Below are 12,797 nucleotides of genomic sequence, written 5' to 3' on the forward strand. Positions count from 1 at the left end.
CTTTTCACCTACAATTATTTTTCGGAATTCACCATATGATTAGCTGTTAGTCGCAATCTTTCAAATAAATAGTCACCAACCCCAGCAGGGAAGTTAGCATGATTAATTGCTATAGACATATTTTCTAACCAAGCATCGCGCTCATATTCAGTAATCGTAAATTCCATATGTCGTCTTTTCAACATGGGATGTCCATGTTCCTGTGTATATAAATCAGGGCCTCCTAAAAACTGAGTTAAAAATTGTTTTTGTTTTCTACTCGTTTCTATAAAATCACCAGGGAATAAATGATTAATTCTATCGTCTTTTTCTACTAATTGATAAAAATGATCAATCATTTGATATAGTGCATCTTGCCCAATGATGTCATATGGTGTTTTAGGCATAATATCACCGTATTTCATTAATATATATCTAATATAACATGAATTTTTACATTTGAAAGTAATTTGCATTATAGCTTCCGTTGTTGTTGTTACGCTAAATTAGCTTTTCTATTAAAGAAACGTTGGACTTTGTTTAAAGGCTTCTCGTGGGTCATTTGAAATGATTTCAGTAAGTCATAAAACTTTTGTAAACCCTCTTCATAATCATGTACTTCGAATTCTAGCTCGTAATCTTCAGTGCCGAGATATTCACTTTTGTCTAACACAAGAAGTTCATTTTGATAAGGTGTCTCCATTCTATATGTAGTTAAAGCGCCTAATATCACTAATGTACCATCTTGAACATCAAAGTCATCCACTAAAATTTGTCTAATCTCGACAGGCAATTGATTGTGATAAACCATTTTGTCAATTTCAGGTTCAAGAGGGACATTAAAATTGTATTCCGTTAAACCTACCTCTGCAGGTACTTTGAGCGTCATCTCATAAGTATTGTCTTTGACTCGAATTCTTAAAGCAGAATAGTGATCTTTGAGTTTGAAATCGGCAGTATCTATATAGTAATTGATCTGTTTGAAAGGTGATTTATCCTTGAAATATTGATCTTTAATATTATTATATGTTGATTCACTAAGTATTTGTTTAAATTCAATTTCATTATTAGTTGCCATTCATTGTAACTCCTCTGCATCATTGTTTGATTTACTATTAGTATGACTGAATTGGCTCTTGTTTTAAAGTAAGACAATGTTTTGAAAAGACAAACATTATTTAAAATTGAAATTAGAATAATAATATATCTAAAAAAATTCAAATACATATAATAATGTGACAATATTCGGCTACATACGTGTGATGTAAGCATAAATTATGTTAAACTAATATGGAATAAGGAGGGGCAAGCATGCGTATATATATAAATGAAATCAAAGTGAAAGACGATACAATTTACTGTTATTCAGAAGATTCGATTGAAGGATTAGAAGAAGTAGGACAAATGCTTGTTGATAGTGATAATTATGGATTTGCATACATCTTAGATGATGGTCAATCCTATTCGTATTTAATCTTTGTAGAAGAAACATGGTCGATGTTACATGAAAACAAAGGGAAGAAACTCATTGTAAACGATGAGTTAGAACTTAAACATTTCCAAGAGGAATTAGATTACATATTAGACAATATTGAAGGCAATAATAACTATGGTAAGGAGTTTGTTTCTGCTGTTGAAAAAACTTTTGAACTAGAATGAAGCGGAGTGAAGTAATATGAACCAGTGGGATCAATTTTTAACACCCTACAAACAGGCTGTTAATGAATTAAAAGTAAAATTAAAAGGATTACGTAAACAATATGAGATTAGTGAACACAGTTCTCCCATTGAATTCGTAACAGGCCGCGTTAAACCTATTTCAAGTATTATAGATAAAGCAAACAAAAGGGAAATTCCATTTGATAGATTAAGAGAAGAAATGTATGACATAGCTGGACTCAGAATTATGTGCCAATTTGTTGATGATATAGATGTCGTAGTTAATATATTACGTCAACGTAAGGATTTTAGTGTTGTTGAAGAAAGAGACTATATTCGCAATACCAAACCAAGTGGCTATCGTTCATATCATGTGATTATTGAATATCCTATTGAAACATTAAATGGACAGAAATCTATTCTAGCTGAAATTCAGATTAGAACATTGGCTATGAATTTCTGGTCAACCATAGAACATACATTGCGTTATAAATATGATGGAGATTATCCAGATGAGATACAGCATCGTTTAGAAAGAGCGGCAGAAGCGGCTTACTTATTAGACGAAGAAATGTCCGAGATAAAAGATGAAATTCAAGAAGCACAGAAGTATTATACTCAAAAACGTGCGAAAAAACATGAAAATGACTAATGAGGTGTAAACATGCGTTATACAATCCTAACTAAAGGTGATTCTAAGTCCAATGCGTTAAAGCATAAAATGATTAACTATATGAAAGATTTTCAGATGGTTGAAGATAATGAAAACCCAGAAATAGTCATTTCAGTCGGTGGGGATGGCACTTTACTACAAGCATTTCATCAATATAGTCATATGTTGTCGAAAGTGGCATTTGTTGGTGTTCACACCGGACATTTAGGGTTTTATGCTGACTGGTTACCTCATGAAGTCGAAAAATTAATAATTGAAATCAATAATTCAGAATTTCAAGTTATTGAATATCCATTATTAGAAATCATTGTTCGATATAATAATAATGGTTATGAAACAAGGTATTTAGCATTGAATGAAGCTACAATGAAAACTGAAAATGGATCAACATTAGTTGTGGATGTTAATATTCGCGGTAAACATTTTGAGCGTTTTAGAGGAGATGGACTTTGTATATCTACGCCATCTGGGTCAACAGCTTATAATAAGGCTTTAGGTGGTGCATTAATCCATCCATCTTTAGAAGCAATGCAAATTGCAGAGATTGCTTCAATCAACAATCGTGTGTTTAGAACAGTGGGTTCACCATTAGTACTTCCTAAACATCATACTTGTTTGATAACACCTGTCAATCACGATACAATACGAACTACGATTGATCATGTGAGTATTAAGCATAAGAATGTAAATGCAATCCAATATAGAGTAGCAAATGAAAAGGTAAGATTTGCACGCTTTAGACCATTCCCATTCTGGAAGAGGGTACACGATTCATTTATTTCAAGTGATGATGAAGTATGATTTTTAGATATACGATTGCACAGCAAGAAACGCTTAAATCATTTTTACAACGACATGACTTTTCTAAGAAAACAATTAGCGCCATTAAAACTAATGGCGCTTTACTTGTCAATCAGAGGCCTGTCACAGTGAGGTATCAATTGAACTTAGGCGATCAGCTTGTTGTTCAACTACCGTTAGAAATACCTAGTGCCAATTTAATACCATACTTGAAACCACTAGATATATTATTCGAAGACGACTATATCATTATTGTATCTAAACCCAATAGACAAAACTGTGCACCTTCACGTGAACATCCACATGAAAGCTTAGTTGAACAAGTATTGGGTTATTTACAACATAAAGGTGAACATACCAATCCCCACATCGTAACCCGTTTAGATCGAAATACTACTGGGATTGTACTTTTCGCGAAATATGGTTATATCCACCATTTATTTTCAAAAACTAATATGGATAAGGTTTATACGTGTTTGGCACACGGTATTACTGAACCAAGTGGCGTGATTGAAGCACCCATTGCTAGAAATGAAGCAAGTATTATAGAAAGGCAAGTATCAGAAAACGGTAAATATGCCAAAACATTGTATCGTACTATAAAACAAAAAGAGAATGTAAGTTGTTGCGAAGTGCAACTGTGTACGGGTCGAACACATCAGATTAGAGTGCATTTTCAATATATAGGTCATCCTTTAATAGGTGATACATTGTACGGCGGAAAACATGGTAAAATAGAAGGGCAATGCTTACATTGTTCAAAACTTTGTTTTGAACATCCAGTTAATAAAAAAATGATACATATCGAAATTGATCATAAACAACTCAATCAATGGTATGACTTAATATAAAAAATTGTTTTGGAGGTGTTTAATTTGTCTAACGACACAGAATTAAAAGAGAAAGAACATGTGAACGAAAACGTGTATGATAAAGATTTATTAGATCGATTATTACAAGATGGCGACATTGATGCATTTAGAGAAGAATTTTTATCAATGCATAATTACGAACAAAGTGAGTACTTTGAAGATACCGATGAAGAAAAGCGACAAAAGATATTTGAATTCTTATCTCCTAGTGAAGTTGCTGATTTCTTCGACCATTTAGATATAGATGATGAAGAATATGAGGAGCTATTCGATAATATCAATGCGAACTATGCTAGTCATATTTTAGAAGAGATGTCTTACGATAATGCGGTAGATATTTTAAACGAATTATCCAAACCGAAAGTTGCTAGTTTACTCACATTAATGAATAACGAAGATGCAAATGAAATCAAAGCATTGTTACATTATGAAGAAGATACTGCCGGCGGTATTATGACGACGGAATATCTTTCTTTAAAATCAACAACACCCGTGAAAGAAGCATTGATGCATGTTAAAGAACAAGCGCCTAATGCAGAAACCATATATGTCATTTTTGCGGTAAATGAAGATGATCAATTAGTTGGTGTTCTATCATTAAGGGACCTAATCACTGCTGAAAACGATGCTTATATTGAAGATGTCATGAGCGAACGTGTTATTAGCGTTGATGTTGCAACAGACCAAGAAGACGTTGCACAAACAATGAGAGACTATGATTTTATTGCGGTACCAGTAGTAGATTATCAAAATCACTTACTAGGAATCATTACAATCGATGACATTTTAGATGTAATGGACGAAGAAGCTAGTGAAGACTACTCTCGTTTAGCCGGGGTTTCTGATATTGACTCTACGAATGACTCAGTCATCAAAACAGCGACGAAACGCTTACCGTGGTTAATCATTTTAACATTCTTAGGTATGATAACAGCGACTATTCTAGGTAGTTTTGAGGATACATTATCTAAGGTTGCCTTATTAGCAGCATTCATTCCTATTATTAGCGGGATGTCAGGTAATTCTGGTACACAATCATTAGCCGTTTCTGTGCGTAATATCTCAACTGGAGATATTGATGAACAAAGTAAGTTTAAAGTAGCTTTAAGAGAAGCAGGAAGCGGATTGTTGTCTGGAATTGTGTGCTCAATTATTTTAATTATTATTATTATTTCAATCTATCGACAACCATTATTAGCAGTCATCGTAGGTGGTAGTTTGACTTGTGCTATGACAGTTGGAACATTGGTAGGATCAATGATTCCATTACTTATGAATAAATTAAAAATTGACCCAGCAGTAGCAAGTGGTCCATTTATTACAACAATTAATGATATTGTCAGTATGTTAATTTATTTCGGCTTAGCAACATCATTTATGTCTTATTTAACTTAAGGAGGAACGAATGGAGTTCTTATCACTTGTGATTGTAGTCGTTGCTGCATTTTTAACACCTATTATTGTTAATAGGTTGAATATCAACTTTTTGCCAGTAGTCGTCGCTGAAATCTTAATGGGAATTATCATTGGTAATTCATTTTTAAATCTAGTAACCAAAGATTCTATGCTTAATATTCTATCAACATTAGGCTTTATCTTTTTAATGTTTTTAAGTGGTTTGGAAATTGATTTTAATGCATTTAAAAAGGATGCACGACCACGACAAGGTGAAAGTAAAGAAGAAAAGAAAGTGCCTGGTCATTTAAATCTAGCTATGTTAGTTTTCGGGTTAATTATGATTGTATCAATCATTTTAGCCTTTACATTTAAATGGTTCGGTTTAATCGATGATGTATTATTAATGGTTATCATCATTTCAACGATTTCTTTAGGTGTTGTAGTACCGACATTAAAAGAAATGAACATTATGAGAACTACGATTGGACAATTTATCCTTCTAGTAGCGGTATTAGCCGATTTAGTTACAATGATATTATTAACCATATATGGTGCAATGAACGGCCATGGTGGTAGCACTATATGGCTTACTGGCATATTAGTTGTATTCACTATTGTATTTTATGTTATCGGTGTATTATTCAAGCGCATGTCATTTTTACAAAAGTTAATGGGTGGTACAACCCAAATTGGTATTCGTGCTGTCTTTGCCCTTATTATATTGCTTGTAGCTTTGGCTGAAGGCGTAGGTGCAGAATACATACTCGGAGCATTCTTAGCAGGTGTTGTTGTATCATTATTAAATCCTGATGAAGAAATGGTTGAAAAGTTAGATTCATTTGGTTATGGATTCTTTATTCCAATTTTCTTCATTATGGTTGGTGTCGATTTAAATATTCCGTCACTTGTTAAAGAACCATCGCTACTGATTATTATTCCTATATTAATCTTAGCATTTATCGCATCTAAGTTAATTCCAGTATTCATTATCAAACGTTGGTTCGATTTAAAAACAACGATTGCCTCTGGATTTTTATTAACTTCAACATTATCGCTTGTGATTGCAGCTGCCAAAATTGCGGAGCAGCTTAAGACAATTTCGCCTGAGACATCAGGATTACTGATATTAAGTGCAGTCATTACATGTGTATTTGTACCAGTCATCTTTAAAAAATTATTCCCTGTACCAAATGAAATGAATCGTCGTATCGAAGTGAGTTTAATTGGTAAAAATCAACTCACTATTCCAATTGCTCAGAACTTAACATCACAACTGTATGATATTTCACTTTATTATCGTAAAGATTTAAGTGATAGTCGCAAGTTATCCGATGAAATTACAATGATTGAAATTGCGGATTATGAGCAAGAGATACTAGAAAGATTAGGTCTATTCGATCGTGATATTGTTGTTTGTGCGACAAATGATGATGAAATAAATAGAAAAGTAGCCTTAATGGCGAAAGAACATGGTGTTGAACGTGTTATTTGTAGATTAGAAAGTACCAATGAAGATATGGAAATGAAATCATTAGGTATTGAAATTTTCAGTAACTACTTAAGTAATAAGATTTTACTTAAAGGTTTAATAGAAACACCTAATATGCTTAACCTATTAAGTAATGTAGAAACATCATTGTATGAGATTCAAATGTTGAATCATCAATATGAAAATATGCAATTACGAAACTTCCCATTCGGTGGAGATATAATCTTCGTGAGAATTGTCCGTAATAATGACTCTATCGTTCCGCACGGTGACACACAATTACGCTACAAAGATAGATTGATTGTTACAGGATCAAAAGAATATGTTGACGAATTAAAACAAGAATTAGAATTTTATTATTAAGCTATTATACAAATCGTCTGTAAGTATAAGTAATACTTGCAGGCGATTTGCTATTGAAGAAGAAAGTCTAAATGGGTGATAGGAGTTAGACAAATCTAAAATGCTTTATTATCTGGTACTAAAAGTGTTAGAATATGATGAGTGAATAAAGAAGGAAACGTTTGAAATCAACTATTATATATCTAATTTAAAGGAGTTATTTGCATGTTAAATCTAGAAAATAAAACTTACGTCATTATGGGAATTGCTAATAAACGTAGTATTGGTTTTGGTGTTGCAAAAGTATTGGACCAATTAGGTGCAAAATTAGTATTTACATATCGTAAAGAACGTAGCCGTAAAGAATTAGAAAAATTATTAGATCAATTAAATCAACCTGAAGCACGTTTATATCAAATTGATGTTCAAAGTGATGAAGATGTTATCAATGGATTTGCTAAAATTGGTGAAGAAGTAGGTAATATCGACGGTGTTTACCACTCAATCGCATTTGCAAACATGGAAGATTTAAGAGGACGTTTCTCTGAAACTTCTAGAGACGGTTTCTTATTAGCACAAGATATTAGTTCATATTCTTTAACCATTGTTGCACATGAAGCTAAAAAATTAATGCCTGAAGGTGGTAGTATAGTTGCAACTACTTATTTAGGTGGCGAATTTGCAGTACAAAACTATAATGTTATGGGTGTTGCAAAAGCAAGTTTAGAAGCTAATGTTAAATATTTAGCGCTTGACTTAGGTGAAGACAATATCCGTGTGAATGCTATTTCAGCAGGACCTATTCGTACACTAAGTGCAAAAGGTGTGGGTGGATTCAATACTATACTTAAAGAAATTGAAGAACGTTCACCATTAAGACGTAATGTCGATCAAGAAGAAGTAGGTAAAACTGCTGCATACTTATTAAGCGACCTATCAAGTGGTGTGACAGGTGAAAATATTCATGTAGATGGTGGATTCCACGCAATTAAATAATTGAGTTATTAACTACAAAAGTATATTACTTATAACATAATAAAAGACCAAGTGATTGATGAAAGAATCACTTGGTCTTTTTGCTTTGTAAATATTGATAAGACAAATTTTATTAATCTTTGACATTGCTATTTGCTTTATCAATAATACGTTGACGATATTTAAAGATATTGCTAATAACTGTTTTTAACACTGCATATAAAGGTACAGCAATTAAAATAAGTGTGAAACCACCTAAATCACCTGCAGCTAATATAACCACAATAATTGTTAATGGATGCATGCTAAGTGATTTACCCATTACATTTGGCGTGATGACATTACCTTCCAATTGTTGAGCAATCAATGTAATGACACATACCCAAATGAACGTTGAAGGTCCATCGATAATACCTAAAATAGCTGCTGGCGTGAAAGAAAGCCATGGACCTAAGAATGGTATTAAGTTAGCAACACCAGCGAATAAAACAAGTAACGGTGTATAAGGTAAGCCGATTATTGTATAACCAATATACAAGATGATACCTAAAATAACACTAACTGTTACTTGACCTTGAATGTAAGATTTTAACGTATAGTTTAAGTCTTTTAATAAATCTACGACAAATACTTTACGTTCACCTTTGAAAAATTTAGCTACAGCAGGAATAAATTTTTCATGATCTTTCAACATGTAAATAAGGAAGAACGGTACCATTATTAATAAGAAAATGGTAGAAATTAATGATGTAATATATGAAATTGAGTTAGATAATACATCTGTGACGCCATCTCCCATTGATTTAACCATGTTATTTATTCGATGTGTGACATCACTAGGTAATTTATCAATTTGTGTTAGTGAGAAATTGATTAAACGCTCAGTTTCTTTTTGTAGGGCAGGTGTTTGTTTAATTAAGTTATTAATATTTGAAATAATGATAGGTGCAATAAAGGCTACAACAATAGCGATAATTGCAATTAATACTACAAATATAGTTAAAATACTTGCCCATCTTGGGAATCCCCATTTTTCTAATAATGTTTGAAATGGTAAACATATGTAGAATAAGAACCCACTAATTAAAAAAGGAAGAAAAACAGAACCGATGATAGTTACAACTGGTGTAAATACTTCATGCACTTGCATAAATAGTTTGATGAGTATGAACAACATAATTAAAGCTATGCCGGTTCTAAACCAAACTTTATTTAACATATATAGATCCTCCTGAAAATTTTCATTTTTTATAGTCTTATATAGTATATCTCAAATTGAAAAGCTACAAAAGAGTCATGATTCGATAAAGTGACATATTGAGTAAGTTAAAAATACATATTATTTAATGAAAATTCTGAAAATATATTGTAAAGTGTATATGTACATTGTATAATTTTTTTAATCGATAATAATTAAGGGGGTATACGATGATTGAAAAAATCGTTACATTTTTAAATGATCTCGTCTGGAGTAAACCATTAGTATACGGATTATTGTTAACAGGGATTTTATTTAGTTTGAGAATGCGTTTTTTTCAAGTGAGACATTTTAAAGAGATGATACGTTTAATGTTCCAAGGGGAAAAGTCACCAAGTGGTATCACAAGCTTTCAAGCTATAGCTATGTCGTTAGCAGGACGTGTTGGGACAGGTAACATTGTAGGTGTCTCGACTGCTATATTTATTGGAGGGCCAGGCGCTGTATTTTGGATGTGGATTAGTGCCTTTCTAGGTGCTAGTAGTGCATTTATCGAATCTACTTTAGGGCAAATTTTCAAACGTGAAGATAAGGGAGAATATCGTGGAGGACCAGCATACTATATTGAATATGGGATAGGTGGAAAATTTGGAAAGATATATGGTTTAATATTTGCGATTGTTACAGTAATTTCAGTAGGATTACTCTTACCTGGTGTTCAATCGAATGCAATTGCTAGCTCTATGCACAATGCTTTTAATGTTCCAAATTGGATAGTGGCTATTATCGTTGTCGTTATTTTAGCGTTAATTATTTTTGGTGGACTACGTTCAATTGCTAATGTTGCTACAGCAGTTGTACCGTTTATGGCGGTAATATATATATTAATGGCCATTGTAATCATTATTATAAATATTCAACATGTTCCAGCTTTATTTGCACTAATTTTCAAATCTGCGTTTGGGTTACAGTCAGCATTTGGTGGGATTGTCGGAGCCATGATTGAGATAGGTGTAAAAAGAGGTTTGTATTCTAATGAAGCAGGACAAGGTACAGGACCGCACGCCGCATCAGCTGCAGAAGTTTCTCATCCAACTAAACAAGGACTTGTTCAATCATTCTCAGTTTATGTAGATACCTTATTTGTATGTACAGCGACAGCGCTCATCATTTTACTTTCAGGTACATATAACGTAACTGATGGAGAGACTAATGCAAATGGCACTCCACATTTAATCAAAGATGGAGGAATATTTGTAGAAAATGCAGATGGCAGTAAAGATTATTCAGGTACTGCAATGTATGCTCAAGCAGGTATAGATAAAGCTTTCCATGGTAGCGGCTACCATTTTGATCCACATTTTTCTGGTATTGGTTCATACTTTATTGCCATTGCTTTATTCTTCTTTGCTTTTACGACGATATTGGCATATTACTATATTGCAGAAACCAATGTAGCTTATTTAACAAGACATCAAAGTAAGAGGACTACACATATCTTCTTTATCATAGCAAGGTTAGCTTTATTATTTGCAACTTTTTATGGTTCAATTAAAACAGCTGATGTCGCATGGGCATTAGGGGATTTAGGTGTTGGATTAATGGCATGGTTGAATATTATAGCAATATGGATATTGCATAAGCCTGCGTTAGAAGCACTTAAAGACTATGAACAACAAAAGGCACAATTGGGTTCTGGCTACTATGCTGTTTATAAGCCTGATGCGAAGAAAATACCTAATGCAATATTCTGGTTGAAAACATATCCAGAAAGATTGAAAAATAAATAATGAGTTTATCATTTTCAAGATGAAAGAATATACTTATTAATTATTAATCAGTATTGGAATAAATAGAACAAATAAACATAGCAGTAGATTTCATTTTGCAGTTTTAATCAAAGTTCATAACGCACATAATTTAAAAATATAACGTCTCTTGGTACAATATAAATAATACTACTAGGGGGCGTTTTAGCATGTCTGAATTTAAACCAGGTAAAATTAACAAACATATATTGTATAGTGACATATTAGAAAGAGATGTTACTATTTCTATTTACTTACCTGAAGAATATACTGATTTATTTAAATACCAAGTGATTATATGCTTCGATGGTTTAGACTTTTTAAGGTTTGGAAGAATTCAACGAGAATATGAAAAACTACGTAAAGATAATGAAATTCAAAGAGCGATTATTGTAGGTTTTCATTATGAAGATGTAGAAAAACGTCGTGAGGAGTTTCATCCAAAAGGTAGTCGATCACATTTAACAGTTCAAGCAGTTGGTAAAGAACTATTACCGTTTATAGATGCAACTTTCCCAACATACAAAGTGGGTAACGCTCGACTTTTAATGGGTGATAGTTTAGCTGGAAGTATAGCATTACTTACAGCATTAACGTATCCAACAATATTTAGCCAAGTTGCAATGCTAAGTCCACAATACGATGAAGTGGTTAAAGAAAAAGTTGAGAGATGTGACACGAAATCACAACTTTCTATTTGGCATGGAATTGGTTTAGAAGAGGAAGACTTTAAATTACCAACGAATGGCAAACGTGCTAATTTTTTAACTCCTAATCGTGAGTTGAATGCACTCATTAATCAATTTGATATTCGTTATCACTATCAAGAATTTGATGGGGGACATAATTGGAAATCATGGAAACCGTTGTTAGGGGATATTTTAAAATACTTTTTAGATGAAGAGTTACCAGAGTAAATCATACTCATAATTCATCATGTTCAATCGTTATTCAAATTAATAACGTACAAATATTATTATGTATATTGTTTAAAATAGAAAAAATAATTTTAAGTTTAAAGTAACGGTTTTCATAGAATTTTGATATAATGGAAATAGGTTAAACAAAGGAGGAATTCAAATGATTTTAGGATTAGCTTTAATCCCATCAAAGTCATTTCAAGAAGAGGTAAATGCATATCGTAAGCGTTATGATACACATTATGCACAAATTATGCCACATATTACAGTGAAATCTCAATTTGAAGTTAATGATGCGGATTTAGATTCAGTTAAAAAAGAAATTGAAACTCGAATTAAAGGTATTTCATCAATTGATATTCATGCAACTAAAGCATCTAGCTTTAAACCAGTAAATAATGTCATTTACTTTAAAGTTGCTAAGAATGACGAACTTGAAGAAATTTTCGATCGTTTTAATACAGATGATTTCTATGGTAAGGCCGAACATCAATTTGTACCTCATTTTACAATTGCTCAAGGTCTTTCAAGCCAAGAATTTGAAGATATTTATGGTCAAGTAGAGTTAGCAGGGGTAGATCATAAAGAGACAATCGAAGAATTATCATTACTACAATTTAGCACTGAAGAAGACAAATGGAATGTTATCGATACATTTAAATTAAATTAGAAATAAAAAAATA

General features: G+C 32.4%; 13 protein-coding genes. 10 read left to right on the forward strand and 3 right to left on the reverse strand.

The annotated features are described in order from the left end of the window. Positions 1-14 precede the first annotated feature (14 nt). Both ACJQQZ_RS02000 and ACJQQZ_RS02005 read right to left on the reverse strand, forming a co-directional pair. Positions 15-386: a truncated hemoglobin YjbI gene (locus tag ACJQQZ_RS02000; RefSeq protein ID WP_002450770.1), complete on the reverse strand. Its 372-nt coding sequence runs from the start codon at positions 384-386 to the stop codon at positions 15-17. Between the two features lie 89 nt (positions 387-475). Further along, positions 476-1,057 (reverse strand): CYTH domain-containing protein, encoded by a 582-nt coding sequence (locus ACJQQZ_RS02005; protein WP_145505912.1) that lies wholly within the window; start codon positions 1,055-1,057, stop codon positions 476-478. A 233-nt stretch (positions 1,058-1,290) separates the two neighbouring features. Here ACJQQZ_RS02005 and ACJQQZ_RS02010 point away from each other — a divergent pair, with 233 nt between their 5' ends. The 7 genes from ACJQQZ_RS02010 to fabI all read left to right on the forward strand — a co-directional run bounded on the left by ACJQQZ_RS02010 (position 1,291) and on the right by fabI (position 8,209). Further along, positions 1,291-1,638, forward strand: coding sequence for a UPF0738 family protein (locus ACJQQZ_RS02010; RefSeq protein ID WP_002450768.1), 348 nt, complete (start codon positions 1,291-1,293; stop codon positions 1,636-1,638). A gap of 16 nt (positions 1,639-1,654) precedes the next feature. Further along, positions 1,655-2,290 carry a GTP diphosphokinase gene (gene yjbM / locus ACJQQZ_RS02015; protein ID WP_002450767.1) on the forward strand — a complete coding sequence of 212 codons (636 nt, stop codon included), beginning with the start codon at positions 1,655-1,657 and terminating at the stop codon, positions 2,288-2,290. 12 nt (positions 2,291-2,302) lie between these two features. Next, positions 2,303-3,112, forward strand: a complete 810-nt coding sequence (locus ACJQQZ_RS02020) for an NAD kinase (protein ID WP_002450766.1) — start codon at positions 2,303-2,305, stop codon at positions 3,110-3,112. After that, positions 3,109-3,963 (forward strand): RluA family pseudouridine synthase, encoded by an 855-nt coding sequence (locus ACJQQZ_RS02025; protein ID WP_049425027.1) that lies wholly within the window; start codon positions 3,109-3,111, stop codon positions 3,961-3,963. Before ACJQQZ_RS02020 ends, ACJQQZ_RS02025 begins: the two co-directional genes overlap by 4 nt. 24 nt (positions 3,964-3,987) lie before the next feature. Further along, a complete protein-coding gene (gene mgtE / locus ACJQQZ_RS02030; protein ID WP_145505920.1) occupies positions 3,988-5,379 on the forward strand; it encodes a magnesium transporter in 1,392 nt (463 codons plus the stop codon). A 10-nt stretch (positions 5,380-5,389) separates the two neighbouring features. Continuing rightward, positions 5,390-7,234 (forward strand): monovalent cation:proton antiporter family protein, encoded by a 1,845-nt coding sequence (locus ACJQQZ_RS02035; RefSeq protein ID WP_145505923.1) that lies wholly within the window; start codon positions 5,390-5,392, stop codon positions 7,232-7,234. Positions 7,235-7,438: 204 nt separating this feature from the next. Beyond that, entirely contained in the window at positions 7,439-8,209 is a 771-nt protein-coding gene (gene fabI, locus ACJQQZ_RS02040; protein WP_002450762.1) for an enoyl-ACP reductase FabI, read from the forward strand. A gap of 112 nt (positions 8,210-8,321) precedes the next feature. On the opposite strand, the gene cozEa is transcribed toward fabI, so the two are convergent. After that, on the reverse strand, positions 8,322-9,407 hold the full coding sequence (cozEa, locus tag ACJQQZ_RS02045; protein WP_002450761.1) for a lipoteichoic acid biosynthesis protein CozEa: 1,086 nt from the start codon (positions 9,405-9,407) through the stop codon (positions 8,322-8,324). Positions 9,408-9,616: 209 nt separating this feature from the next. Between cozEa and ACJQQZ_RS02050 the strand changes: the two genes are divergently transcribed. The 3 genes from ACJQQZ_RS02050 to ACJQQZ_RS02060 all read left to right on the forward strand — a co-directional run bounded on the left by ACJQQZ_RS02050 (position 9,617) and on the right by ACJQQZ_RS02060 (position 12,784). Further along, on the forward strand, positions 9,617-11,176 hold the full coding sequence (locus tag ACJQQZ_RS02050) for an alanine/glycine:cation symporter family protein (RefSeq protein ID WP_293754874.1): 1,560 nt from the start codon (positions 9,617-9,619) through the stop codon (positions 11,174-11,176). 188 nt (positions 11,177-11,364) lie between these two features. Continuing rightward, entirely contained in the window at positions 11,365-12,111 is a 747-nt protein-coding gene (locus tag ACJQQZ_RS02055) for an esterase family protein (protein WP_002450759.1), read from the forward strand. A 163-nt stretch (positions 12,112-12,274) separates the two neighbouring features. Beyond that, complete coding sequence (locus ACJQQZ_RS02060; RefSeq protein ID WP_107532380.1) at positions 12,275-12,784, forward strand: YjcG family protein; 510 nt, start codon at positions 12,275-12,277, stop codon at positions 12,782-12,784. Positions 12,785-12,797: the final 13 nt, after the last annotated feature.

The organism is Staphylococcus sp. KUGN1 (genome assembly GCF_045984185.1).
GTDB classification, from domain to species: domain Bacteria; phylum Bacillota; class Bacilli; order Staphylococcales; family Staphylococcaceae; genus Staphylococcus; species Staphylococcus warneri_A.